The organism is Cupriavidus basilensis, assembly GCF_000832305.1.
GTDB lineage: Bacteria > Pseudomonadota > Gammaproteobacteria > Burkholderiales > Burkholderiaceae > Cupriavidus > Cupriavidus basilensis_F.
Genome location: NZ_CP010537.1, coordinates 2618407 through 2644583, shown reverse-complemented (window position 1 = coordinate 2644583; position 26177 = coordinate 2618407). Strand labels below are relative to the sequence as shown.

Here is a 26177-nt window from a genome sequence, read left to right as displayed (position 1 = left end):
AGGACCACACCAGCCCAGGCACCCGATGCACCTGCTTTCCACCCGTCCGGGCGGCTTCGTCGACGATAACGCCGGCGTGGTGCGCATTGAGCAAAGCCCGGCGCAAATCGTGGTGCTCAGCGCGGCGGATACCACGCTGTCGCTGCTGGCCGGCGTCTTTCCGCGCCTGGGGGAGGATTTCCCCACGGTGCGGCTGGCCAACCAGATGTACCTGCGCCAGCCGGCTTCGCTCGACATGTATGTGGACGACGTGCTGCAGCACGCGCGCGTGGTGGTGGTCGACCATCTAGGCGGCGACAGCGACTGGCCCTATGGCCTGGAGCGGCTGGCCGAACTGGCGCGCTCGCGCAACCAGCTGCTGGTGATGTTCTCCGGCGACCTGGCCGAGGACGCCAACCTGCTCGGGCGCGGCAACGCGCCGCAAGCGCTGGCCAGCAACCTGTGGCGTTACCTGCGCGAGGGCGGCGCGGACAACGCCGAGCAGTTCTTCCGCTGCCTGGCGCATCACGCTTTCGGCTGGGGCGAGCCCGCGCTGCAGCCGCGCGTGCTGCCGCAGGCGGCGATCTATCACCCGGCACACGGCGTGGCTACCGCGGCGGACTGGCAGCGGGAGTGGGCGCAGGATGGCCACGCCGATGCGCCGGTCGTGGCGCTGGTGTTCTACCGCGCCCACCTGCAGGCTGGCAACACCGCTGTGTTCGACGCCCTCATCGCCGCCTTGCGTGCACAGGGCATGAACCCGCTGCCGCTGGCGGTCAACTCGCTCAAGGACACGCTGTGCCGCGAAGTGCTGCAGCATCTGTGCGCCGGTCACGGCGCAGCGCTGGTGCTGAACACCACGGCGTTTGCCGTCTCGTCGCTGGACGCGCCTGAAACCCTGGCGCTCGCCGGCGACGCGCCGGTGCTGCAGGTGATCCTCAGCGGCGGCAACCGCGAGGACTGGCTGCAGGACAGCCAGGGCCTGGGTCCGCGCGACGTGGCCATGCATATCGCCATGCCCGAGGTGGATGGGCGCATCATCACGCGCGCCGTCAGCTTCAAGGGGCTGGCCTACCGCTGCCCCCATACCGAGGTCGACGTGGTGCGCTACCAGCCCGACGCGCAGCGTATCGCCTTTGTGGCCGAGCTGAGCCGCCGCTGGTGCCGCCTGCGGCAACTGGACAACGCCGACAAGCGCGTGGCGCTGGTGCTGGCCAACTATCCGGCCAGCGAAGGGCGCATCGGCAACGGCGTGGGGTTGGATACGCCGGCCTCCGTTGTGGGCATTCTCGGCATGCTGCGCGAGCAGGGCTACCATTGCGAAGGCCTGCCCGCCGATGGCGAGGACCTGATGCGCGGGCTCACGCAGGGCATCACCAACGACCCGGCGCACCGCGACCTGCGGCCGGCGTTCCAGAGCCTGTCGATGGCCGACTACCTGGCGCACCTGAGCCGCCTGCCGGCGGACAACCAGCGCGCCCTTGCCGAGCGCTGGGGCAGCCCGGACCAGGACCCGATGGTGCGGCAGGGCCGCTTCATGATTGCCGGCGTGCGCAGCGGACATCTGTTCGTCGGGCTGCAGCCGGCCCGGTCGTACGCGCTGCCGGGCGAGGAGGGCAGCCAGAGCTACGCCAGCTACCACGATGCCGATCTGGTGCCGCCGCATGGCTACCTGGCGTTCTACTTCTGGCTGCGCCACAGCTTTGGCGCCGACGCCATCGTCCACGTGGGCAAGCACGGCAACCTGGAATGGCTGCCCGGCAAGAGCGTGGCGCTGGCCGATACCTGCTGGCCCGATGCCATCCTTGGGCCACTGCCGCATCTCTATCCCTTTATCGTCAATGACCCGGGCGAGGGCGCGCAGGCCAAGCGGCGCGCGCAGGCCGTCATCATCGACCACCTGATGCCGCCGCTCACGCGCGCCGAGAGTTATGGCCCGCTGCAGGACCTGGAGCGGCAGGTCGACGAATACTACGAGGCGCTGGCGGTGGACCCGCGCCGCGCGCGGCTGCTGCGCAAGGAGATTCTGAAGCTGATCGTGGACCAGCAGCTGCATCGTGAACTGGGGCTGGATGCGCCGGCGGATAGCGATGGGGAAGATGCGCTGCTCAACCGCACCGACGCTTACCTGTGCGAGTTGAAGGAATCTCAGATCCGCGATGGCCTGCACGTTTTCGGCGTGTCGCCGCAGGGCCGCCAGCGGCGCGATACGCTGCTCGCGCTCGGGCGCTTTCCGGTGGGCGACGGCAAGGGCGCGCAAGCCAGCTTGCTGGCGGCGCTGGCCGCCGACCTAGCATTGGGCGATGGCTTCGACCCGCTCGATGCCGACTGGTCCGCGCCCTGGCAAGGGCCGCGTCCGGCGCAACTGGCCGTGCTGGATGCCGGGCCGTGGCGCCATCATGGCGATACGCGCGAGCGCCTTGAAATGCTGGCCACGGCGTTGCTCGGCGAGATGGCTGGCGACGTTGCCTTGCCGCAAGCCTCTGCCGTGCTCGCGCGCCTGCGCCAGGACGTCATGCCGCGCCTGGATGCCTGCGGCCCGCAGGAAATGCGGCAACTGTCGCGTGGCCTGGCCGGGCGGTTCGTGCCGCCGGGCCCCAGCGGCGCGCCCTCGCGCGGCCGGCCGGATGTCCTTCCCACGGGGCGCAATTTCTACTCGGTCGACACGCGTGCGGTGCCGACTCGCACGGCATGGACGCTGGGCCTGAAGTCTGCCAACCAGCTGATCGAGCGCCACCTGCAGGCGCATGGTGAGTATCCGCGGTCCATCGGGCTGTCCGTCTGGGGCACCGCCACCATGCGCAGCGGCGGCGACGATATCGCGCAGGCCTTCGCGCTGCTGGGCGTGCGGCCCAAGTGGGCAGCCGGCAGCTACCGCGTGACCGATTTCGAGATCTTGCCGATGGCGATCTTCGACCGTCCGCGCGTCGACGTCACGCTGCGCGTGTCGGGGTTCTTCCGCGATGCCTTCGCCAACGTCATGCGCCTGTTCGATGCCGCCGTGCAGGCGGTGGCGGAGCTTGACGAACCCGCCGAAGTCAATCCCGTGCGCGCCCGCATCGACAGCGAGCGCGCGCGGCTGGAAGCCGAGGGCGTGCCCGCTCTTGAAGCGCGCCGCCGTGCCGGCTGGCGCGTGTTCGGCGCCCGCCCGGGCGGCTACGGTACCGGCCTGCAGGACCTGATCGATAGCCGCAACTGGCAGGACGACGGCGACCTGGCGCAGGCCTACCTGCATGCCGGCGGCTACGCCTATGGGCAAGGCACGGATGGCGTCGAGGCGCGCGCCAGCTTTGCCGAGCGCCTGTCCAGCCTGGACGCGGTCGTGCAGAACCAGGACAACCGCGAGCACGACCTGCTCGACGCCAACGACTACTACCAGTTCCAGGGCGGCATGGTGGCGGCCGCGCGCGAGTTCGGCGGCGCGCAGCCGGCGATCTACCATGGCGACCACAGCAACCCGGCGGCGCCGCGCATCCGCACGCTGCAGGAAGAAATCAGCCGCGTGATCCGTGCGCGCGTGGTCAATCCCAAGTGGATCGACGGCGTCAAGCGGCACGGCTACAAAGGTGCGTTCGAGATGGCCGCCACGGTGGACTACCTGTTCGGCTTCGATGCCACCACCCGCGTGGTGGCCGATCACCAGTACGCGCTGGTGACCGATGCCTATGTAAACGACGCCGGCACCCGCGCGTTCCTGCGCCAGCACAATCCGCGCGCGCTGCACGCCATCTGCGAGCGCCTGCTCGAAGCGGCGCAGCGCGGCCTGTGGCAGGAGCCGGGCGAGCGTCGCGCCCAACTGGAACAACACCTGCTCGACAGCGAGCAGGCGCTTGAAGGCATCGAAGGAATCGAAGGAATCCCCTCATGAATGCAACCGCCCGGCTCGCCCGCATGCCATTTCCCTTCAGCGCCCTGGTCGGCCAGCAGCGCTTGCAGCAAGCGCTGCTGCTTGCCGCGGTGGACCCCGGCATCGGTGGCGTGCTGGTCAGCGGCCCGCGCGGCACGGCCAAGTCGACCGCGGCGCGGGCCCTTGCGCAATTGCTGCCCGAAGGCCAGTTCGTCACGCTGCCGCTCGGCGCCAGCGAGGAGCAACTGATCGGCACGCTCGACCTTGGCCACGTGCTTAAGCAGAGCGAGGTCCGCTTTGCCCCCGGCCTGCTGGCGCGCGCGCACCAGGGCGTGCTTTATGTGGACGAAGTCAACCTGCTGCCGGATCACCTCGTCGACCAGTTGCTGGACGTGGCCGCCAGCGGCGTCAACGTGGTGGAGCGCGACGGCGTGTCGCACCAGCACGAGGCGCGCTTCGTGCTGGTGGGCACCATGAACCCGGAAGAAGGCGAGTTGCGCCCGCAGTTGCTGGACCGTTTCGGCCTGTCGCTGGCGCTGGAGAACTGTACCGACGCCGCGCAGCGCCAGGCGATCGTCAAGGCCCGGCTCGCGTTCGACAACGATCCGGTGGCCCTGTGCACGCGCTTTGCCACCGAGCAGGATGCGCTGACGCGCAAGGTGCGGCTCGCGCGCGGCGCACTGTCCGCGCTTTCGTTCAGCGATGCCGTGCACGAGCGTGTCAGCCACCTGTGCCTGGCCGCCGCTGTCGATGGCGTGCGGGCAGACCTGGTGATGCTGCGCGCGGCGCGCGCGCTGGCCGCCTTGCAGTGCGACGCGGCGGTGGTGCCCGCGCATGTGGACACCGTGGCGGAGCTGGTCTTGCACCACCGGCGCCAGGCGCCGCCCAATGCAGGCAGGCAGGCCGATGGGCACGCTGATGGCGATGGCAACGCGAATGGCAGCGGCGATGGCGATGGCCGCAGTGCGGGCGACGCAGCCGCCAACAACCCATGGGGGGCACTCCCGCCTGCGCTGGCAAGCGCCGCGGCCGGCATTGCCCCGGTCAAGGGCGTGAGGCCGCTGCCCACAAAAAAAGCCTGAGCCACCGGCAGGCCGCCGCCGAACCCGGGCAAGGCGGCAACCGGTGGCAAGCCCCTCGTTTTGCCGCATCTCTCGCCGCGCCGCACGGCCGCCCGGGCAGCTTGCGCATCCACTGGACACAGACGCTGGCCGCCAAGGGCAGCCAGCCGTTTGCGCCCAGCCATCTGCGCTGGCGCGCACAGCAGGCGCACGCCGGCGTGCTGCACTGCTTCGTGCTCGATTGCTCGGCCTCGATGCTGCACGGCCGCCAGCTAGCGCTGGCCAAGGGTGTGCTGCTGCGCCTGCTGCAACGCGCCTACCAGGCGCGCGCCGAGGTGGCGCTGGTGTGCTTCGCCGCCGGCCGCGCCGAAGTCCGCCTGCAGCCGGCACGCGCCCGCCCATGGAGCGAAGCCTGGATCCGCCCGATCGCCGGCGGCGGCGGCACGCCGCTCTCGCTCGGCATGGCGCGCGCCGGCCAACTGCTGGCCCACGCCGCGCGCCGGCGCCCGGCGCAACAGCGCTGGCTGTGGCTGCTCAGCGACGGCCGCAGCACGGAGCAGCCGCCGCGCCCGCCTTGGGCCGATGCGGTGATGGTGGTGGATTTCGAGCGCCAGGCGGTGGCGCTGGGGCGTTGCCGGCAGCTGGCGCGGGGGTGGGAGGGGGAATATCTGGTAGCGGATGCGTTGATGGGGTGATCGTCGGGTTGCCGTCGGTGGTGCCTGGGAGCGGCATGCCCGGTTGCCGGCAGGACGCGGACCACCCGGCGCAAGTTTCCGCAACCGTGCAGAGACGGCAGCACAGTGGCTGAATTGACTTTGTAAGGAATATTCCTTACCATCGATTCCGCTATCCGGAGACTCAGCATGCACGACATCCACGAAGTGGCTACCTTGACTTCCAAAGGGCAACTCACGCTCCCCAAGCCCATCCGGCAAGTACTTGGCGTGGACGCTGGCGGAAAAGTGGCGTTCGATCTACGTGATGGAGAGGTCGTCGTCACGCGCGCCGATGCGCAGCACGATGACCCGGCGATCGGTGCTTTCCTGCGCCTTCTGGAAGCCGATATCCGTGCGGGGCGACACCTGCGGACGCTGCCGGAAGATCTGGCTCACGCCATGCTGGCAAACGCCGGGCATGGGGAGAGGCTGGATCAGGACATCGACGGCGACGTGGAGCTCTGATGCAACGTCATGGCTGGACGCTACTGTTTCATGAGGGGGTGATCGAGCAACTGCGCAAGTTGCACGGGGCGGCGCAGCGCGCGCAACAGAATGACCCAATTGGATTCGATCGCAATGCCAACGTCAAACTGTTCCGTGCCTTGAGCCAATTGATATTGGATGTTGTGCCCGGAGACCCTTCGCGGGAAGAGTTCCGGCAAGGCAATACACTGGGCGAGGCATACCGGCACTGGCGGCGGGCGAAAATCGGGCGCAGGTTCCGTCTGTTCTTCCGCTACGATTCTCGCTCGAAGGTGATCGTGTTCGCCTGGGTGAACGATGAGCAGACCCTGCGCTCCGCGGGCAGCAAGTCGGATCCTTACGCGGTCTTTGAGAAAATGCTCGGGCGGGGAAATCCGCCGGATGATTGGGCCGTACTGGTCGCGGCGAGTCGTACCGAGTGGGGTGCGGCCGGGAAATGAGCATCGGTTCGGCCTATGGACCTATGGGCCGATGAGGTGAGTCGATCCGATCCGAACGGCGGCTTGGGCCGTCAACTCCGCATTATCCGCATCACGGCTCGATGCCGACACCCTGCAACCACGAAGCCATGTCGTTCACGACGTCGGCCATACGGCTGCGTCCATCGGGCCCGAACAACCGGTGGTCCAGCGCCGGGTAGGTCTTGTAGGTAATGTTGCGCTTGCCTGCCTGATGGAGCCTGGCCACCATGGCCAGGACGGCATCGGGTGACGCGGACTCGTCGGCGCCGGACTGGATGATCAGCGTCGGCGATCTGCTCGTGCGCAGCACGGCTAGCTGATCCGTGGCGAGCGAGTCGCGCCACCAGCGGTAGCCGTGGTCGCTGGCCGTTATTCTCGCCTGTGCCTCGGGCGTGGCGGTGCGGATATGGCGGGCGAAACCGCGCATGCTCCGCATTGATGCAGCCTTCTCTTGCGCGGAGCCGGGCGCGCTGGCGATGCTGTACAGCAGGTCGTCGAGGAACCACTGGCCACCGCCATTGAAGGCGATGGTTGCCGCGATGCGATCCGAGCGAGCCGCCAGCAGGTGCGCGACCACCGCCCCTTCGCTGCCGCCGAGGGCGACTACCTGGCGGTAGGCGCGCTGGCGCAGCACGTCGGCGATGACGGTGTCCAGATCCGAGGCGCGTTGCACCGGGCTGTCGTGGCGCAGATAGGCGGGCGGGCAATCCGCGCGTTCGGTATCGTTGCTGTAGGGCAAGCTGGCATCGATGCCGTACTTCTCTACCGTCAGTACGTCGGCAGTGGGCATTACCTGCAGCATGTAGCGGCGAATTGCCTCGACCCGGGTTACGCTATTGCAGTCGGAACCCTGGATCACCACGAGCAATTGGTCCGCGTGCCTGGAGGTATCTCGCACGCTGAGGTAGTAGCGGATCCGTGAGCCGTCCTCGCGTTCTACGTCGCGGCTCATCTCTCCCGCACCCACCCACCCGGGCTGCGCCAGGCACGCCAGCAGGCATGCAACTATCCGCACCTTGAATTTCACCTGTTCCCCTAGCGTTCTCGGCCGTCTTCGACGATAGAGCGTTATGCGGCGCGCGGGACGGCCGCCATATCCGCCAAGCCGTTACCCGCCTCGTCAAACTCACTAAAATCATCAAATGTATCACATCAAGCGCACCTCGATCTCGTCATAACGCCGCACCCGGTACACCACCATCGAGATCAGCCAGCTCAGCACGAACACGCCGATGATCACATAGCCGAGCATGCCGAAATGCGCGTTAAGCTCGGCGATCACATCCCACAGCCCGCCTTGCAGCCCGATCTTGTCGGCAATCAGCCCGAGTGCTTCGATGCCGCCGATGACCACCGCGGCCACGACCGAGACCAGCGTGATGGTCATGTTGTAGTAGAGCTTGCGGATCGGCTTGGTGAAGGCCCAGCCGTAGGCGCCGAGCATCAGGACGCCGTCGGTGGTGTCTACCAGCGACATGCCGGCGGTGAAGAGAGCGGGGAACACCATGATGGTCCAGAAGGGCACGCCCTTGGCGGCTTCTGCGGCGGACAGCCCGAACAGCGCGACCTCGGTCGCGGTGTCAAAGCCCAGGCCGAACAGCAGCCCCATCGGGAACAGGTGCCAGCTGCGACTGGCCAGCCGGAACAGCGGGCGGAACAGGCGCGAGAGCACGCCGCGGTTGTTCAGCAGCAGGTCCAGGTCCTGCTCCTTGAGCGCTTCGCCGCGCTTGACCGCGCGAAAGGTACGCCACACGGAGATCAGGATCAGCAGGTTGAAGAAGGCCAGCAGGAACAGGAACAGCGCGGAGACGCTGGTGCCGATCATGCCGCCCACGGCTTTCATGTCGGCAAAGCGCGTTTGCAGCGCTGCGGCGGCAACCGCGATGCCGATCGACATCAGCGTGACCACGGTGGAGTGGCCGAGCGAGAAAAAGAAGCCGACCGTCACCGGGCGCTTGCCTTCCTGCATCAGCTTGCGCGTGACGTTGTCGATGGCGGCGATATGGTCGGCGTCAACGGCGTGGCGCAGGCCCAGCGTGTAGGCGAGCACAGCGGACGCCAGCAGCACGGGGTGGTCGCCCAACGCTGCCAGTGCCCACAGCCAGGCCCCGACGTTGGCGGCGATCAGGAAGACGTAGAGCGCAATGACCTTGCGGCGCACGTCGGCGTCCTGGTCGTTGAAGATGCTGGCTAGAAAGCGGAACATGAGCGGTCCGTGAAAGATCGGGAATTCGGAATGGATGGACGCCAGGCTGCGATTGCGCCCGCTCCGAAGGTTGCGCATCTTCCGCCGCCGAGGCCGGCGAAGGCCCCCAGCGACAGCGCGAGCGCGCAATGATGCGCGAGCTGGCGCGGCGGCTTGGGTGCATGACGACGGTTGCGTGACTTGGCGGCCGCCGGTGAGGCGGTATGGGCAATGCGAGGGCGCGCGGACATGAGCTTTCCATCATTGGCCGCGGGCGACCCCGCCCGGCGGCAACAAACGAACCAGCCGCGGACGAACGCGCAGTGACGGCCAGGCGCGTGGCCAGCCGTCTCACGCCTGGCCGCCCGTGCGCAGCCCCGGTGATCGGTCGAAGGCCGGTATCCGGGCTTGCAGGGGGACGCCTGCCTTGTCTGCCTTGTGGGGCGGGGGCGCGTCCGGGGTGCCGCCTTCCCGCGCGATGATGCGCAGTGGCTGCCGCGGCCTGTTGGCGCGGCGTGACACCTTTGTACCTGCTGACCGTTGCGGGGGCAGCACAGGATTAGCCGCGGCATGGCCGGCGGCGCACCTGTTTCCCGTTTAACCCCCGCCGCGCTACGCGCCGGAGGCACCTTCGAACCCTTGGCAGTCCACTGGCCAGGTAGTTGCAAGTCAATTGCAATTGCTGGGTGGAGTGCGAGGCGCATTGTAGCCGTATTTGCGCCGCTTTCGGGGGCGGATGGCAGGCGTTTTTCGGCACCGTGCGGGTGCGCGAGCGTTTCGGCCTGGCACAGCCTGTCGCCATATTGGTGCTTCACGCGACATTTTCTGCGCTTCGTGGCCTTTCGTGCGGTCCTGTCGCGCCTTTCGCTAAAGAAGGGGAGCCCGGCTCCGATATCCGGAGATGCCGCATGCCCCCTGCATGACTGGCCATTTCCCCGAGAAGCGAATGCCATGAATCGTCTTACCCTGCGAAAAAAGCTGTGGATTCCCCTTGTGCTGGCCTGGCTCGGCCTGCTGTTGCTGACCGTGATGCACGCCTTCCAGACCCGCCAGCTGCAAATGGCCGATCGCCGCGGCGAGCTGGCTAACATCGTCGACATGTCGCTCTCGCTGGTGCGCGACTATGCCGAGCAGGCGCGCCTGGGCAAGATGTCCGAGGCCGATGCCAAGGCCCAGGCCACGGCCCGCGTTGCCGCGCAGCGTTATGGCAAGGATGGCTATATCACCATCGTCGGCGCGGATTCCGTGCTGTTGATGCATCCCATCAATGCCAAGCTCAACGGCAAGAACATGAGCGACTTCAAGGATGCCAAAGGCAACGCCTTGTACGCCGATATCGCGGCCCGCGGCGCGTCGGCCGAAGGCGCGGGCCACCTGGACTACTGGTGGCCCAAGCCGGGCAGCGACCAGCCGAGCCCCAAGATCGGCTACGTGGCGCGCTTCAAGCCGTGGGGCTGGGACCTGGTCGCCGGCACGTACATGGATGACGTGCAAGCGCAGTTCCGCGCCTCGCTGTATCAATCGCTGGGGCTGCTGGTGCTGCTGGGCATCTTGATTTCCGCGGTGGCCACGCTGCTGATCCGCAGCATCCAGAGCTCGGTGGGCGGCGAGCCCGCTACCGCTGCGGCCCTTGCCTTGCGCATGGCCAGCGGCGACCTCACGGCGCGCGTCGAGACCCACCCGGACGACCGCTCCAGCCTGATGTACGCCATCGGCCATATGCGCGACCAGCTCGCCGGCACGGTGGCGGGCATCCAGCAATCGGCCGATTCCATCACCTCGGCGGCCCAGGAGATCGCCTCGGGCAATAGCGACCTGTCGAGCCGCACCGAGCAGCAGGCGGCCTCGCTGCAGCAGACCGCCGCCAGCATGGAGCAGATCACCGCGACGGTGCGCCAGAACGCCGACAACGCCAAAGAGGCCAGCCAGTATGTGGCTGACGCCTCGCAGATCGCGCAGCAGGGCGGCAGCGTGGTCAGCCAGGTGGTGGACAAGATGCGCGGCATCACCGCCAGCTCGCGCAAGATCAACGACATCATCGGCGTGATCGACGGCATCGCTTTCCAGACCAACATCCTGGCGCTTAACGCCGCGGTGGAAGCCGCGCGCGCCGGCGAGCAAGGCCGCGGGTTTGCGGTGGTGGCCGGTGAGGTGCGCAACCTGGCGCAGCGCAGCGCGGGCGCGGCCAAGGAAATCAAGACGCTGATCGTCGAGTCCGTGGGCCAGGTCGACAGCGGCTCGGCGCTGGTGGAGCAGGCCGGGCAGACCATGGCCGAGATCGTCAACGCGGTCGGCCGCGTGACGTCGATCATGGATGGCATCGCCTCGGCTACCGCAGAGCAGCGCACCGGCATCGAGGAGGTCAATCGCGCGGTCGCGCAGATGGACCAGATGACGCAGCAGAACGCGGCGCTGGTGGAGCAGGCGAGCGCGGCCGCCACGTCGCTGGAAGACCAGGCCGGCGCGCTGCACCATGCCGTGTCGGCCTTCCGCCTGTCGCCTGCCTGAGCGCCGGACGCTGACCGGGTGCTGACCGCGCGCTCAGCGCGGCTAGCCCTACAGCAGCGATTTGCCCTGCGCGAGGATCTTGTCGCAGACCTGCTTGGTGACCTGGTCCTTGAGCCCGCCCCCGCTCAGGTCGAACTGCTTGCCGTCGCTGCTGCTCAGGATGCCCTTGGCGCCGCTGGTGTACCCGGCGTCCGATGTGGGCGCGTCGCCGCCGATCTTGCCCAGCAGCTTGTCCTTGACCTTGGCGGCGCCGCTGGCGCCACCAAGGTAGTTGTTCTTCACGCAGTACTCCAGGATCCCGGCGACATTGCCGGTGCTGCCCGAACTCAGCGATTGCAGCGAGGGCATTCCACTCATCCCGCCCAGGCTGCTGCCCAGGCCGCTCAGGCCACCGGACGAACTCTCGGTGCCGCCCTGCGTGGCGCCTTTGAGCAGATCCCCGAGCTGCGCATGCGCGGCTGCCACCGGTAGCAGCGCGGCGAACAGGATTTTCACGGCGGTGGTGCGACAGGGCCTGGCGTTCATGCTGCATCCTTCTGGCGGCGTGGAGACAGTCTTCACTATAGTGCTTGCTGTGACGGCCATCGCCATTTGCTGCAGTGATGCCTTCTTCTCTCCGCTCTATCCGATTCGCAAGACGGGCACATCAAGCGAGGCTTCGCACATGCGATTGACTGTTCCGTGAGTCATCAAGGCCCGCACCGGCGATAGCGCGTTCACGGCCACCACCACCACCATCGCCACCACCATCACCTAGGGCAGGAACGCGCTCCAGCACCGCCCAGAGCGCCAACAGGGTAGGGTTGCTGGCATGGGCGGCGCGATACGCGCAGATATCGAATGCCGAGCACCACGTGGCGTCGCCTGCCGGCACCAGCGTGCCCGCGGCGAGCGCATCGGCCGCGGTGGTGCGCGGCAGCCAGGCCACGCCGTGGCCCTCGCTGGCCATCTTCATCAACAGGATGGCCATGTCGGCCTCATAGCAACGCGCCAGCGCACGGCGTGGCGGCGCGTCTTCGAGGATCACCTCGACGATGCGGCCGAGCGTGGTGCTGGCCGTGTAGGCCAGGTAGGGAATCGGCTTGGCGCCACTGCTGCCCAGCGAGAACAGCGGGGCGCCGCGCGCATTGGGCGCGCACAGCGGCATCAGCACGTCGTGCCCCACCGTGAGGCTGCGGAACTTGTCCGGGTCCAGCGAGACCGGCACCCGCGTGTGGTTATAGCCCAGCATCAGGTCGCAGTTGCCCTCTGACAGCGCCACCACGGCTTCCAGCACGTTGGCGGCCACGACCCGGGCATTGAACTGGCCGTAGCGCTTCTGGCATGCCTTGAGCCAGCCCGGCAGGAAGGTCAGCGACAAGGTATGCCCGGCGGCAATCTGGATGGCCTTGCCCGGCATGCGGCTTTCCTGGCGCAGCGTGGCACGTGCCTCCATCAGCAGCGTGAGTGCCTCGCGCCCGCTGGTGCAGAAGGTTTTGCCGGCCGGGGTCAGGTCCATGGGGAAGGTGTTGCGGTCGACCAGCACCGCGCCGGCCCAGTCCTCCAGCGAACGGATGCGCCGCGACAGCGCCGACTGCGTGATATGCCGCAACTCGGCGGCGCGCGAGAAGCTGCGCGTCTTCTCCAGGACCAGCAGGTCGTCGATCCATTTCAGCTGCATGGGATGTGTCTTCGGAAGCGTCGGAACGATGAGGGAAAGCCTGCCGCCGGCCTGGCCTGGCAAGGGCGCCAGGCCGTGGCCGCAATGCGTATTCCATTTTCGCATAGCTCCATGGCCGATCCGCATTCCGGTGGCTGCCGGGCGCGCCTAAAATCAGCGCTTCCCGTCAGTCAACATCGCCCTTGGGCGAAGCCAGATCCAGCATGACAGGGGCGCGCAAGCAAGCCGGCAGCCAGAGCGGCTGCGCCCCGGAACGTTCCGACTCTACCTCGGCAGTTAACGTCTTCGACGCTATCCGGAGCTACCCTGATCATGTTTATCCAGTCGCTTTACCGTACCCGCACGTTGCAGTGGCCAGCCCGTTCATTCCGTGGGGGCAAGCGGGCACGCGCCGGCCTGCTGCTGGCGCTGGCCGCGGGCGCCGCTACCATCACCACGCCAGCCGCTGCCGCGGACTACCCCGACCACGCGGTCCAGCTGGTGCTGTCCTTCCCGCCGTCCGGCGCCACCGATGTGCTGGCGCGCGCGGTGGGCCAGCGCTTGTCCGCCGTGCTCAGGCAGCCAGTGGTGGTGGACAACCGCCCCGGCGCTGGCGGGGCCATCGGCATGAGCTTCGCGGCCAAGGCCGCGCCCGATGGCTATACGCTTTACTTGGCCGCTGTCAGCAATGCCGCCATCGCGGCTGCGACGTATAGCAACCAGCCCGCCAGCCTCGCGCGCGATTTCGTGCCCATTGCCGGCATCGGCACCGTGCCGCATATCCTGGTGGTGCCGGCCTCGTTGCCGGTGCATTCGGTGCCTGAGCTGGTCAGCCTGCTCAAGGCGTCTCCCGGCAAGTACAACTTTGCCTCGCAGGGCTCCGGCACGTTGTCGCACCTGGAGTCGGAGCTGTTCAAGCTGCGTACCGGCGTGGACGTGGTGCACGTGCCGTACAAGGGCAGCGCCTTCGCGCTGCCGGACCTGATGGCAGGCCGGGCGAGCATGATGTTCGACAGCATTCCCTCGGCCCTGCCGCACGTGAAATCCGGCAAGCTGCGGTTGCTGGCGGTGGCGTCCGAGCATCGTCTGAGCGCCTTGCCCGATGCCCAGACGGTGACCGAGGCCGGCATCCGGGACTTCCGTGCCGACAACCTGTTTGGCCTGGTTGCGCCCAAGGGCACGCCGCCGCAGGTGCTCAAGCAACTCTCTACCGCGATGAAAGACGTACTGGCCTCGCCGGAGCTGGCCGCGGCCATGGAAGCACAGGGCGTGCAGATCAAGTACACGGCGCCCGAGCCATTCGGCCGCATGATCGGCGACGAGATGCGCGCGTGGGAGAAGGTGGCGCGCGCGGCCAGCGTCAAGATCGAGTAGCCGCCGCGCAAGAACAAAGCACGAACGCATCTGGCCGGCGCTGCCGTGCAAGCCGCTGGCCAGAACCTCCAACCCTCCAACCCTCAGAGCCTCGCAAAGCCATGACCAATTTCTGGAATTTCCCCTATCCCTCGCAACGCGTGCCCGTGCTGGCCGACAACGTGGTGGCCACCTCGCAGCCGCTGGCGGCCGCGGCAGGCCTGCGCATGTTGGCCCGTGGCGGCAACGCCGTGGACGCGGCGCTGGCCACGGCAATTGCGCTGACCGTGGTCGAGCCGTGCATGAACGGGATCGGCGGCGACGCCTTTGCGCTGATCTGGGACGGCAAGGAGCTGCATGGCCTGAACGCCAGTGGACGGGCGCCGGCGGCGTGGACGCCGGAGTATTTCTCGCGCTACGGCAGCATGCCGGTCAACGGCTGGGACACCGTGACCGTGCCTGGCGCCGTTTCCGGCTGGCGCGCCACGTGGGAAAAGTTCGGCAGCCTGCCGTTTGCCGAGCTCTTCGAGCCCGCGCTGGAGTACGCGCGCAACGGGTTCCTGGTCTCGCCCACCGTGCACCGCCAGTGGCAGGCACAGGTGCCCGTGCTGATCGACAAGCCTGGCTTTGCCGACGCCTTCGCGCCGAACGGGCGCGCACCGCTGCCGGGCGAGCGCTTCATCTGCACGGGCCAGGCGCAGACGCTGGCGCGCATCGCCGAGACCAAGGGCGACGATTTCTATCACGGTGAGCTGGCCGGGCGTATCGCCGCGCATGCGCGCGCCACCGGCGGCCTGATCACCGAGGCCGACCTGGCCGCCCATCGCGCTGACTGGGTCCAGCCGATCAGCATGTCCTATCGCGACCTGGAATTGTTCGAGATCGGCCCGAACGGGCAGGGCATCGGCGCGCTGATGGCGCTGGGCATGCTGGAGCATTTCGATGTCGCGGCCATGGGCGTGGACTCCGCCGCCGCCATCCATGTGCAGGTGGAAGCCATGAAGCTGGCGTTTGCCGATCTGCACGCGTACGTGGGCGACCCTGCGGCAATGACCGAGGTGCAGGCCGCCCACCTGCTCGATCGCAGCTACCTGGCCAGCCGCGCCAAGGCCATCGACCCGGAGCGCGCGGCGGCAGCCGGCCCGGGCAAGCCCCACAGCGGCGGCACCGTGTACCTGACCACCGCGGACAAGAGCGGCATGATGGTGTCGTACATCCAGTCCAACTTCAAAGGCTTCGGCTCCGGCGTGGTCGTGCCCGGCACCGGCATTGCGCTGCACAACCGTGGCTGGGGCTTCAATCTCAAGCCGGGCCACCCCAACCAGGTAAGCCCTGGCAAGCGGCCGTTCCACACCATCATCCCTGGCTTCCTGATGCGCAAGGGCGTGCCGCTGGCCAGCTTCGGTGTGATGGGCGGCTCGATGCAGGCGCAAGGCCACCTGCAAATGGCCAGCCGGCTCGCGGATTTCGGCCAGAACCCGCAAGCCGCGTGCGATGCGCCTCGCTGGCGCGTGCTGGACGACAACGCCACCATCGCGGTGGAGTGGAATTGCCCGGCCGCCACCGTGGAAGGCTTGCGTGCGCGCGGCCACAAGGTGGACGTGGCGCCGCAGGGCAACCTGGAATTCGGCGGCGCGCAGATCGCGATGCGCCTGGAGGATGGCTACGCGGCGGCTTCGGACCACCGCAAGGACGGCTATCCGCTGGGGTTCTGAGCACGTTTCCTGCCTGCCGGCTGGCGGCACCGGCGTGGCTCGCGCGCCAGCCACGGAAAAAAATGCTCCGGTGCGTGGTCCAGGGCACATTAAACGGCCGTATCACGCGCCTACACTGGCGCCATCCCTTCGAGGAAGGCCGCCATGAACAAGCTAAGGTCCAGCCGTCTGCTCGATCGCATCTCGCCGTCCGTGCTGGCCGACCTGCGCCGCATGCGTGCCGTCACCGAAGCCGAGCGCGCGCTGGCCGCGCAGGCCGCGGCAAGTGGTGCGGGTGGCGCGGGTGCCGTGGAATGCGATAACAACCCGCTAAACGATGCTAACTACGTCGAAATAGCGCGCTATGATCCAAGGCGCGGCAGATTTGTGATGGAGCGCCGCCGCGCCAGCCAGCGCGTTAAATAGGCGCTCGCCAGCCAATCTGAACGCGATGCCGCACGCGCCAGGCCAGCGCCAGGCCCGGTAGCGCTGGCGGTGGCCTGCACGGCACACCCCCCTCCAACCCCCTTCTTCGGCTGGCGGCTGAGCCCATGGCCGGAGTTGGTATAATCGCCCACTACCCCAAACATGCCGCCTGGCGCTGCGTGCCGGGCTGTGGCGACAAGCCAGGCCTAGGCAGCAAAGCAGCACGGCGGTCCAACGCGTGACGAGGAGTTACGTGGCCGGAACAGAAATCGCAGTGCAAACCGTCCCGCAAGCGGGCCATGCCGTATCGTCCGGCAGCTCATTCCATACCGCCCTCAAGATCCTGCCCGCCGCGCAACGCGAGGCGATGTTCGAGATCTATGGCTTTTGCCGTGCGGTGGACGATATTGCCGATGGCGATGGCCCGCGCGCCACGCGCCTTGCCGGGCTCGACGCCTGGCGCGCCGATCTTGCCGCCTGCTACGCCGGCACGCCGCCGGCGGCATTGCGCGGGCTGTCCACCCAGATTCAGCGCTTCGGCTTGCAGCAGGAGGATTTCCTCGCTGTGATCGATGGCATGGCCATGGACGTGCACGCGGATATCCGCGCGCCGGACAACGCTACGCTAGATCTGTATTGCGACCGCGTGGCCAGTGCGGTGGGGCGCCTTGCCGTGCGCGTGTTCGGCATGGAGCGTGATGCCGGCGTAGCGCTGGCGCATCATCTTGGCCGCGCATTGCAGCTGACCAATATCCTGCGCGATATCGACGAAGACGCGGACCTGGGTCGTGTGTACCTGCCGGCCGAAGCGCTGCTGGGCGCGGGCGTGCCGATCGGCACGCCGCATGCCATCGTCGGGCATCCCGCCGTTGGCCGCGCGTGCCTGGAAGTCGCGCAGCAGGCGCAGGCGTACTACGACCAGGCATTCGCCATCATGAACGCGGCGCCGCGCCGCACGGTCCGTTCGCCGCGCATCATGGGCGAGGTTTACCACGTGATCCTGCAGCGTCTGCTGGCCCGCGGCTGGACCAACCCGCGGGCGCGGGTGCGCGTGCCGCGCGCGCGATTGCTATGGATTTTGCTGCGGCATGGCCTCGTGTGAGGTGAATCCGCCGATTGACTGCCGCCCACGGCCGCTCACGGCCGCGTGCGGCATTGCCGTAATTGCGTTGTTGAAAAGAGGACATCGAAACCGATGAGCCAAGTTGCACTATCCCCCAATTCGAATGAGCCCGCGCATGCCGCGCCCGCGCCAGACGAGTTGGAAGGCACGCTCGACCGCGCGCTAGACGCCTTGCTGGCCACCCAGCGGCCGGACGGCCACTGGGTGTTCGAGCTGGAGGCCGACGCGACGATTCCGTCGGAGTACGTACTGCTGGTGCACTATCTGGGCGAGACCCCGGATACCGTGCTGGAAGCCCGTATCGCGCGCTACCTGCGCCGCATCCAGAATGCCGATGGCGGCTGGCCGCTGTTCCATCAGGGCCGCTCGGACATCAGCGCCAGCGTGAAGGCGTATTTCGCGCTCAAGATGATTGGCGACGACACCGAATCCGAGCCGATGCGCCGTGCCCGCGCCGCCATCCATGGGATGGGCGGTGCCGAGGCCAGCAATGTCTTTACCCGCACGCTGCTCGCGCTGTTCGGCGTGATGCCGTGGCAGGCGGTGCCGATGATGCCGGTGGAGATCATGCTGCTGCCGCTGTGGTTCCCGTTCCACCTGTCCAAGGTTGCATACTGGGCCCGCACGGTGATCGTGCCGCTGCTGGTGCTCAACAGCCTGCGTCCCCAGGCCAGGAACCCGCGTGGCGTGGGCATCGACGAATTGTTCATCCGTCCTTGCCAGGCAGCCCGGCTGGCCCCGCGCGCGCCGCACCAGAAGCGCGTGTGGTTTGGCCTGTTCCGTGTGCTGGACGCCGGCTTGCGCGTGGCGGAGCCGTTATTCCCCCGCAGCCTGCGCGCGCGCGCTATCGCCCGCGCGGAAAAATTCGTGCGCGAGCGCCTGAACGGCGAGGATGGCCTGGGTGCGATCTTTCCGGCCATGGCGAATGCCGTGATGATGTTCGACGTGCTCGGCGTGCCGCGCACTGATCCCGATGTGGCGGTGGCCCGCGCCTCCATCGAGAAGCTGCTGGTGGTGCATGGCGACGAGGCCTATTGCCAGCCGTGCCTGTCGCCGGTGTGGGACACCTCGCTGGCCAGCCACGCCTTGCTGGAAGTGGGTGGCCCGCGAGCCGAGGCGGCCGTTGAGCGCGGCTTGCAATGGCTGCGCCCGCTGCAGGTGCTGGACGTGCGCGGCGACTGGATCGTGCGGCGCCCCGACGTGCGTCCCGGCGGCTGGGCTTTCCAGTACGCCAACCCGCATTACCCGGATGTGGACGACACCGCCGTGGTGGCGATGGCCATGGACCGCGCGGCGCGCACCGGTGCAGCCGCACCGGCCGTGGCACCGGCCAGCCATCTTTCACGCTATGAAGAGGCTGTCAGCCGTGCGCGCGAGTGGGTGGCGGGCATGCAGAGCGGCAACGGCGGCTGGGGCGCGTTCGAGCCCGAGAACACGCATGACTACCTGAACAATATCCCGTTCGCGGATCACGGCGCCTTGCTCGATCCGCCCACCGCCGACGTGTCGGCGCGCTGCCTGTCGATGCTCGCGCAGCTGGGCGAGACCGCGGCCAGCAGCGAAGCCTTTCGGCGCGCCCAGCGTTACCTGCTCGACGAGCAGATGGCCGACGGCAGCTGGTATGGCCGCTGGGGCACGAACTATGTCTACGGCACATGGAGCGCGCTGTGCGCGCTCAATGCTGCCGGCATGGCGCCCGAGGCGCCGGAAATGCGCCGCGCCGCCGACTGGCTGATCTCGATCCAGAACGCCGACGGCGGCTGGGGCGAGGACGGCAGCAGCTACCGCCTCGACTACCAGGGCTACGAGACCGCGCCGAGCGTGCCGTCGCAAACCGCCTGGGCGGTGCTGGGCCTGATGGCCGCGGGCCAGGTCGATCATCCGGCCGTGGCGCGTGGTGTGGACTACCTCATGCGCATGCAGCAGGCCGACGGCCTGTGGAGCGAGGCGCGGTTCACCGCGGTGGGCTTCCCCCGTGTGTTCTACCTGCGCTACCACGGCTACGCGCGCTTCTTCCCGCTGTGGGCGCTGGCGCGCTACCGCAACCTGCGCCGCGACGGCACGCGGGCGGTGGCGTGGGGGATGTGACCGCGCCAAGCTTTGCGCAACGCCGCGCTGGTCCCACGCTGGTGGTGACTGGCATGCGCTTCGAGGCCGGCATCGCCGCCGGCCCCGGTGTTGAAACCTTGCACGGCTTGCGCGCCGAAGCCTTGGCGCAAGGCCTGCGGCAACGCCTGGCGCGTCCCTGCGCCGGCGTGATCAGCTTTGGCGTGGCCGGCGGGCTGGATCCCGCGCTGTTGCCAGGCCGGGTGATCGTCGCCTCTGCCATCCATGATGGGAATCGATTGCGGCCCGTTGACGCCAGCTGGTCGCGCTCGCTTTCGCTTGCCTTGCCCGAGGCCATTTCCGGCGTGCTTGCCGGCGCCGACCAGGCTGTGACCTCGGTGGCGGCCAAGACGGCATTGCATGCGGCCACCGGTGCGCTGGCGGTCGACATGGAGTCGCATATCGCGGCGCGTGTCGCCGAGGAACTCGGGCTGCCGTTCGCCGCCTGCCGGGTGGTGATCGATCCCGCGCAGCGGGACGTGCCGCCCGCCGCGGTGGCCGGCATGGGTCCCGATGGCAGCACCGACATCTGGGCATTGCTCAAGGCGCTGCTGGCGGGGCCGGGACAGGTGCCGGACCTGATCCGGCTGGGCAGGGATGCGAGGCTGGCCAGGCTTGCGCTGCTGGCCGCCAGGGGCAGGGTGGGGATGGGATTCGGCTTAGCCCTGGGATAAGGCCTGGGCCAGACAGGGTCAAGCCAGGTTCAAGGCTTCTTCGCTTCGCCTTCCGGCGTTTTGTCTTCCGTGCCAGCAGGCGCGGGGGTGGCGGCAGGCGCCCCGGGTGCGCCAGGCGCGGGCGCCGCGCTTTCGGCCGGCGCGTCGGTATCCTCATAATCCGGCAGTTTCCCTCCGCCGCCCTGGATCAGGTACTGCCTGCGCTGGCGGTATGCATCGCGCACGAAGCTGTACTTATCCAGCGCCGCCAGCGACAGCAGGTCGGTCGCGCCAAGCGCATTGGTCCGTGCGTCCAGGAAGCCCAGGCCCCACAGGCCCCACTTCACGTTTTCATCGTTTACCCACGTGGTCGGGGACAGCTGGAAGTTCACATACAGCCCAATGCCATCACGGATCGAGCTGGGGCCGAACAGCGGCAGGACCAGGTACGGGCCGGCCGGCACGCCCCACACGCCGAGCGTCAGCCCGAAGTCCTGGGAGTGCTTGCTGATGCCGGCTGGCGTGGCGATATCGATCAGGCCGCCAATGCCCAGCACGGAGTTCACCGCCACCCGCATGAAGCTCTCCGCCGCATCCACGCCCTTGCCTTGCAGCAAGTTGTTGACCGTATTGCCGACGTCGGCGAGGTTCGAATAGAAATTGGTGACCGCGGTGCGTACCGGTTGCGGCGTGACGGCGCGGTAGCCCTTGGCCAGCGGCGTCGCCACGTACTCGTCGGCCTTGTCGTTGACCTTGAAGACAACGCGGTTGAGCGGCTCCAGAGGGTCATCGGGGCTAGCTTGCGGGCCGCTGGCGCAGGCTGTGAGCAGCAGCGAGAACGAGAGCGCCGGCAGGAGGCGAGAGAGGCGAGACAGGCGAGAGTCGGGGTGATTCATTGTTCTATGGAGACGAGACATCAATGGGCCGGACCAGTGGCGGGGGCCGACCGCTCGCGCGGCCGCCCCATCAGGATCGGCTGAAAGAATACGGCACCGACCAGCGTGCATCCTAGCGCGAGTGCCAGCAACTTGCCCATGCTGGCTGTGCCCGGATGCTGGGACAGCCACAGGCTGCCGAAAGCGGCGGCGGTGGTGGCGGCGCTGAACAATACGGCGTGCGTCAGCGGGGATTGCAGCAGTTGCGTCTTGCCCTCGCGCCACGCGATCACATAGTAGATCTTGAAGGCCACGCCGATGCCGAACAGCAGCGGCAGCGCGATCACGTTGGCGAAATTGAGCGGAATGCCGAACACCACGCACAGCTCCAGCGTCACCAGCGCGGACACCAGCAGCGGCACCAGCGTGCGCAGCACATCACCCACGCGGCGCAGCGTGATCCACAGCAGCAGCGTGATCGACAGCACGGCCCACACGCCGGCCTGGGCAAAGGCCGTCATGATGGTGTCGGCGGAGCCTCGGATCGAGATCGGGCCCCCAACCGCGGTGGGCTCGACGCGCTGGACGGCGTCGATAAAGCGCGTGAGCGCGGCGTCGCGCGCATCGCTGTCGCTGGTGCTGGAAGCGTCTCCCGGCGTGGCCGCGACGGGAAGCTTGGGGCTCACGCTGACGAGCGCCTGGCCATCCGGGGCAACCCAGTCGCGCACCAGTGCCGGTGGCAGCGTTTCGCGGGTGATCGGCTGTGGCGCCAGCGCGCGCTGCAGGCGCGCCAGCGCCAGGCGCAGCGGCTGGGCGATGGCTTGCTCGGCGCGCTCGCGGGTGGCCGCGTCCGCGGCGGCCAGCTTTTGCAGCGAGGCGGCCAGGCGTGCCGCCTCTGCGGCGCCCGGTCCGGGGTGCTCGTCCGCGGCCAGCGCGAGCTGGCGTGCCGCGTTCTTGAGCGAATTGACTAGCCTGGCATCGTTGGCAGGGGTGGCCGTTGCCTGCGTCAGCACCGGCATCAGGCTGGCCGAGGCTGCGGCGATCAAGGCGAGCCGCGCCGGCTGGTCGTCGGGGATGAAGGTCTGCAGCGTGACGGTGCGCGAGACTTCCGGCAGCGCAACCAGGCGGGCGGCGGCGGTCTGCGCGGCGGCCAGCGAGGGCGCCAGCACGCTGACGTTGTCGGTGCCGGCCTGGGGCGCATCCTTGAGCGAGAGCAAGGTGGCCATCGACTCGGAATGCGGATCCTTGAGGTGCAGCGGATCGAAGTCGAAGCGCAGGTGCATCAGCAGCGGCGACCCCGCCAGAATCAGGGCGCCGGTTGCCAGCAGCACGGCCTTGCGATTGCGCTCGAAGAAATCGTCGGCGGGCGCCAGCCATTTGAAGCCAGGCACTTCAACCCGTCCCGCTTCGTCCTTCGGGCGGAACACGGTGATCAGGGCGGGCAACAGCGTGATGGTGGTGAGAAAGGCAACCAGCATGCCCACGCCGGCGATCTGGCCCAGCTCGGCCACGCCACGGTAGTTGGTGGGCAGGAAGCAGAAGAAGGCCGCTGCCGTGGAGGCCGCGGCCAGCGCCAGTGGCACGCCGACTGCCCGCGCCGTGCTGGCCAGCGCGTCCGGGATGTCGGTATGCACATGGCGTTCGGCGCGGTAGCGCACGCCAAACTGGATGCCGAAATCCACGCCCAGGCCGACAAACAGCACGGCAAAGGCCACGGAGATCATGTTGAGCGCGCCCACCATGGCCAGCCCGAGGGCAGCGGTGATGGCCAGTCCGACCGCCAGGCTGGCCAGCACGGCCAGGATCAGGCGCTTGGAGCGCAACGCCAGCCACAGGATCAGGATCACCACCAGCACCGTCAGCGCGCCATTGAAGGCCGCGCCTTCCTTGACCGAGGCAAATTCGTCGTCGGCCAGCGCCTGCGAGCCGGTCAGGCGTACCTGGGCGCCGTAGCGCTGTGCCAGGCCCAGCTTGGTGGCCGTGGCACGGATGGCATCGGCGGCATCCGCGCCGGCCTGCAGGCCAGCGTAGTCAAGCACGGGGCTGAGCGCGACGAACGCCGTGGCGGGGTGGCCCGGGGCCGGCTCCTGGCTCGAATCCACCAGCCCGGTCCAGGACAAGGCGCCCGGCTTGCCAGCGAGTACCCGGTCGACCGTATCCGCGCTCTTGCCGAGCAGCTTGGCCATGTCGCCCAGCTTGACCTGCCCCAGTTGCAGCGGCAGCGACAGCGTGGTCGACAGCGTATCGGAAAGGCCGCGCAGGGTCGGGTCGTGCGCCAGCGCGTTCAGCAGCGGCCGCGCCTGGGTCAGCTGCGACGTAACGTCGCGCAGCTTGGCGGTATCGACGAAGAGCAGGCCGTTGCGCTCGAAGAACTCGCCGCCACCGGGCTGGCTGACGGCGCGAAAGCGCTTGCCTTGCTTGGCGAGCGCGTCGGCCAGCTCATTGGCGGCAGCGTCCGCCGGCTCGGGGGCCGGCGCTTGCACTACCGCCAGGATCATCTGGTCGCGTTGGGGAAACGCGGCGCTGACGGCGGCATCGCGGCGCGCCCAGGGCTGGTCCGACTCGAGCAGGCGGCTGATATCGGTATTGATGGCGAAATGGTTGGCCACATAGACGCCGCTGACGACGCTCAGCAGCAACGCCAGCGCGATGACGGGCCACGCGCGGCGGGTGGAAAACTGGACAATGCGGATGACCAACGACGTCAACATGGGCGATATAGGAAGCAGTAACGGTGTGGCGCGCAACGACGCGCGTAGTCAACGGCGCAAAGCAGGGCGCAAAGTGGCAGCCGCGAGTATAACGGGACGGCGCGGTATGGCGCTGCGCGGAGCGCGCGCGCCGGTACGCTATACTGCCCCGGCACGTGCGCGCGGACCGGGCTGCAGCCTTGCAGCGGCGCCGCGCGGCGCGTTTCCTGTTTGATTTTCCTGGCAAGTCCGCCGGGCATTGCCGGCGGCGAACCGACTGGCATTTTCAGGTCCAAATTCGCATGAAGAAACACGGTATTGCTTTGCAGGCCCTCGTTCCCCTCGTTCCGCTTGCCGCAGTGGCCATGGTTTGCCCCGCGCAAGCGCAAACGGCCGACAGGTCCTCGCCGGACCGCCTGGTACGCGCGGCGGTCGAGGGCGTGATCGGCACCATCCAGTCCAGACCCGACACCCGCAACGGCGACCTCGCCAAGATCACCGCGGTCGTGCAGCGCCAGTTCCTGCCGTACGCCGATTTTGAGCGCACCACCCGCCTGGCGGTCGGCAGCGCCTGGCGCAATGCCACGCCCGAGCAGCAAAAGCAGCTCTACGAGCAGTTCCAGACCTTGCTGGTGCGCAGCTATGCGGTGTCGCTGTCGCAACTGCGCGAGCAGAACGTGAAGTTCAGCTACAAGCCGACGCTGGCCGCCAGCGGCGCCACGGATGTCGTGGTGGAGACGCGCGTGCTGAACAACGGCGATGAAATGCAGATCGATTACCGCCTGCAGCGCAGCGGCAACGGCTGGAAGATCTACGACATCAACATGATGGGCGCCTGGTTGATCGAGGTGTACCGCCGCCAGTTCGCCGATATCGTCGCACGCAACGGCATCGACGGCCTGCTCAAGTACCTGGCCAACCACAACGCGCGCCAGTCCGCCGACGCCTGAGCTCGAGTCTGAGCGCCGGGCCCGAGCCAGCGCATCAGCGACAGCACCAGACACAAAAGGCTCGCTCCCAGGTACGCGTGGTACCCGGGAGCGAGCCTTTTTGCTGGCCAGCCTTCGGCTTAGAGGCCATTTCAAAAAGATTCTGGCGTCGTTGCGCGGCCTTGGCCGATCCACTTGTACTGTCTGCGGCCGCGCGCCTAGCCAGAACCGCTTCGCTTCATTTTGAAACAGCCTCTTAGTGCGCGGCAGCTTTGCGTGACGCGGCGTCGTTGGCTGCCTTGGAAGGCTTCGCGCGGCCGATCTCTTCGAGCTTGATCTCCACGTGCTTCGAGAACACGTACTCGGCCGGGCGCTGCTTGGTCAGGTCGATATCTGGCGCCATCGGGCCCGACGTACGCACGCCGCGCAGGCTCACGCCCAACGCCTTGAGCGGGTGGGCGATGGTGTCCGCTACCGCGGTGGCCTCGAAGCCGCTATGGACCATGCAGTCGGCGCACTTCTCGTAGTTGCCCACACCATAGGCGTCCCAGTCAGTGCCTTCCATCAGTTCCTTGAAGGTGTCGACGTAGCCTTCACCGAGCAGGTAGCACGGACGCTGCCAGCCGAACACGGTGCGCGCCGGATTGCCCCAGGGCGTGCACTTGTAGGTCTGGTTGCCGGCCAGGAAGTCCAGGAACAGCGTGGACTGGCTGAACGCCCAGTTCTTGCCGGCGCGGCCGCGCGACAGGATGTCGCGGAACAGCTGGCGGGTCTTGCCGCGGTTCAGGAAGTGCTGCTGGTCGGGCGCGCGCTCGTAGGCGTAGCCCGGCGAGACGGTGATGCCGTCCACGCCCATGGCCTTCACGGAGTCGAAGAAGCGGGCGACTTTTTCCGGCTCGGCATCGTTGAACAGCGTGCAGTTGATGTTGACGCGGAAACCGCGCTTCTTGGCCGCGGCGATGGCTTCGACGCAACGGTCGTACACGCCTTCCTGGCTCACCGAGCGGTCATGCATCTCGCGGTCGCCGTCCAGGTGCACCGACCAGACGAAGTACGGGCTCGGCTCGTACTGGTCCAGTTTCTTTTCCATCAGCAGCGCATTGGTGCACAGGTACACAAACTTGCGGCGCGCAATGATGCCCTTGACGATGGTGGGCATGTCCTTGTGCAGCAGCGGCTCGCCACCGGCAATGGACACCACCGGCGCGCCGCATTCGTCCACCGCGCCCAGGCACTGCTCGATCGACAGGCGCTGGTTCAGGATGGGATCCGGATAGTCGATCTTGCCGCAGCCGTTACAGGCGAGGTTGCAGCGGAACAGCGGCTCGAGCATCAGCGCGAGCGGGTAGCGCTTGTTGCCCGAGAGGTGCTGCTTGACGACATAGGCGCCCACGCGGGCGACCTGCAAAAAGGGAATGGCCAAAATGTACTTCCTTGTTATTGGGG

The 26177-nt window shown here is 67.8% G+C and carries 20 protein-coding genes and 1 riboswitch; of the genes, 13 read left to right on the top strand and 7 right to left on the bottom strand.

What is annotated here, in order from left to right; genetic code table 11:
• The first annotated feature begins 25 nt into the window (after positions 1 to 25).
• The 5 genes from cobN (at position 26) to RR42_RS32310 (ending at position 6529) form a co-directional block, all read left to right on the top strand.
• Entirely contained in the window at positions 26 to 3847 is a 3822-nt protein-coding gene (cobN, locus tag RR42_RS32330; protein ID WP_043355992.1) for a cobaltochelatase subunit CobN, read from the top strand.
• Positions 3844 to 4908, top strand: coding sequence for an ATP-binding protein (locus tag RR42_RS32325; protein ID WP_043355990.1), 1065 nt, complete (start codon positions 3844 to 3846; stop codon positions 4906 to 4908). Before cobN ends, RR42_RS32325 begins: the two co-directional genes overlap by 4 nt.
• Positions 4909 to 5009: 101 nt before the next feature.
• On the top strand, positions 5010 to 5582 hold the full coding sequence (locus RR42_RS32320) for a vWA domain-containing protein (RefSeq protein WP_236702094.1): 573 nt from the start codon (positions 5010 to 5012) through the stop codon (positions 5580 to 5582).
• Between the two features lie 168 nt (positions 5583 to 5750).
• A complete protein-coding gene (locus tag RR42_RS32315) occupies positions 5751 to 6068 on the top strand; it encodes a type II toxin-antitoxin system PrlF family antitoxin (RefSeq protein WP_043355988.1) in 318 nt (105 codons plus the stop codon).
• A complete protein-coding gene (locus RR42_RS32310; RefSeq protein WP_043355986.1) occupies positions 6068 to 6529 on the top strand; it encodes a type II toxin-antitoxin system YhaV family toxin in 462 nt (153 codons plus the stop codon). Before RR42_RS32315 ends, RR42_RS32310 begins: the two co-directional genes overlap by 1 nt.
• A gap of 91 nt (positions 6530 to 6620) precedes the next feature.
• On the opposite strand, the gene RR42_RS32305 is transcribed toward RR42_RS32310, so the two are convergent.
• Together RR42_RS32305 and RR42_RS32300 are read right to left on the bottom strand one after the other, a co-directional pair.
• Positions 6621 to 7502, bottom strand: coding sequence for an alpha/beta hydrolase (locus RR42_RS32305; RefSeq protein WP_063778472.1), 882 nt, complete (start codon positions 7500 to 7502; stop codon positions 6621 to 6623).
• 195 nt (positions 7503 to 7697) lie between these two features.
• Complete coding sequence (locus RR42_RS32300) at positions 7698 to 8756, bottom strand: HoxN/HupN/NixA family nickel/cobalt transporter (protein ID WP_043358308.1); 1059 nt, start codon at positions 8754 to 8756, stop codon at positions 7698 to 7700.
• Between the two features lie 354 nt (positions 8757 to 9110).
• A riboswitch (cobalamin riboswitch) is annotated at positions 9111 to 9383 on the bottom strand.
• A gap of 303 nt (positions 9384 to 9686) precedes the next feature.
• On the opposite strand from RR42_RS32300, the gene RR42_RS32295 reads away from it, so the two are divergent.
• A complete protein-coding gene (locus RR42_RS32295; protein WP_043355984.1) occupies positions 9687 to 11243 on the top strand; it encodes a methyl-accepting chemotaxis protein in 1557 nt (518 codons plus the stop codon).
• A 48-nt stretch (positions 11244 to 11291) separates the two neighbouring features.
• Here RR42_RS32295 and RR42_RS32290 read toward each other — a convergent pair whose 3' ends face one another.
• Both RR42_RS32290 and RR42_RS32285 read right to left on the bottom strand, forming a co-directional pair.
• Complete coding sequence (locus RR42_RS32290) at positions 11292 to 11768, bottom strand: DUF2501 domain-containing protein (RefSeq protein ID WP_043355982.1); 477 nt, start codon at positions 11766 to 11768, stop codon at positions 11292 to 11294.
• 121 nt (positions 11769 to 11889) lie between these two features.
• On the bottom strand, positions 11890 to 12903 hold the full coding sequence (locus tag RR42_RS32285; protein ID WP_236702093.1) for a LysR substrate-binding domain-containing protein: 1014 nt from the start codon (positions 12901 to 12903) through the stop codon (positions 11890 to 11892).
• Positions 12904 to 13215: 312 nt separating this feature from the next.
• Here RR42_RS32285 and RR42_RS32280 point away from each other — a divergent pair, with 312 nt between their 5' ends.
• The 6 genes from RR42_RS32280 to RR42_RS32255 all read left to right on the top strand — a co-directional run bounded on the left by RR42_RS32280 (position 13216) and on the right by RR42_RS32255 (position 20258).
• Positions 13216 to 14256, top strand: coding sequence for a Bug family tripartite tricarboxylate transporter substrate binding protein (locus tag RR42_RS32280; RefSeq protein WP_043355980.1), 1041 nt, complete (start codon positions 13216 to 13218; stop codon positions 14254 to 14256).
• A 101-nt stretch (positions 14257 to 14357) separates the two neighbouring features.
• Entirely contained in the window at positions 14358 to 15950 is a 1593-nt protein-coding gene (locus RR42_RS32275; RefSeq protein ID WP_043355977.1) for a gamma-glutamyltransferase family protein, read from the top strand.
• A gap of 144 nt (positions 15951 to 16094) precedes the next feature.
• Positions 16095 to 16355 (top strand): hypothetical protein, encoded by a 261-nt coding sequence (locus RR42_RS32270; protein ID WP_043355975.1) that lies wholly within the window; start codon positions 16095 to 16097, stop codon positions 16353 to 16355.
• Positions 16356 to 16608: 253 nt separating this feature from the next.
• Positions 16609 to 17457 (top strand): presqualene diphosphate synthase HpnD, encoded by an 849-nt coding sequence (gene hpnD / locus RR42_RS32265; protein WP_043355973.1) that lies wholly within the window; start codon positions 16609 to 16611, stop codon positions 17455 to 17457.
• Positions 17458 to 17550: 93 nt separating this feature from the next.
• The gene (gene shc, locus RR42_RS32260) at positions 17551 to 19566 is read left to right on the top strand and encodes a squalene--hopene cyclase (RefSeq protein WP_043355971.1); all 2016 of its coding nucleotides are present in this window, start codon (positions 17551 to 17553) and stop codon (positions 19564 to 19566) included.
• Positions 19563 to 20258 carry a phosphorylase gene (locus RR42_RS32255; protein WP_269083410.1) on the top strand — a complete coding sequence of 232 codons (696 nt, stop codon included), beginning with the start codon at positions 19563 to 19565 and terminating at the stop codon, positions 20256 to 20258. Before shc ends, RR42_RS32255 begins: the two co-directional genes overlap by 4 nt.
• Before the next feature lie 29 nt (positions 20259 to 20287).
• On the opposite strand, the gene RR42_RS32250 is transcribed toward RR42_RS32255, so the two are convergent.
• Both RR42_RS32250 and RR42_RS32245 read right to left on the bottom strand, forming a co-directional pair.
• Entirely contained in the window at positions 20288 to 21133 is an 846-nt protein-coding gene (locus tag RR42_RS32250) for a VacJ family lipoprotein (protein WP_052495119.1), read from the bottom strand.
• A gap of 20 nt (positions 21134 to 21153) precedes the next feature.
• Entirely contained in the window at positions 21154 to 23823 is a 2670-nt protein-coding gene (locus tag RR42_RS32245) for an MMPL family transporter (protein WP_043355969.1), read from the bottom strand.
• A 281-nt stretch (positions 23824 to 24104) separates the two neighbouring features.
• Here RR42_RS32245 and RR42_RS32240 point away from each other — a divergent pair, with 281 nt between their 5' ends.
• On the top strand, positions 24105 to 24752 hold the full coding sequence (locus RR42_RS32240; RefSeq protein WP_043355967.1) for an MlaC/ttg2D family ABC transporter substrate-binding protein: 648 nt from the start codon (positions 24105 to 24107) through the stop codon (positions 24750 to 24752).
• Positions 24753 to 24987: 235 nt separating this feature from the next.
• On the opposite strand, the gene hpnH is transcribed toward RR42_RS32240, so the two are convergent.
• The gene (gene hpnH, locus RR42_RS32235) at positions 24988 to 26154 is read right to left on the bottom strand and encodes an adenosyl-hopene transferase HpnH (RefSeq protein WP_043355966.1); all 1167 of its coding nucleotides are present in this window, start codon (positions 26152 to 26154) and stop codon (positions 24988 to 24990) included.
• Positions 26155 to 26177 lie beyond the last annotated feature (23 nt).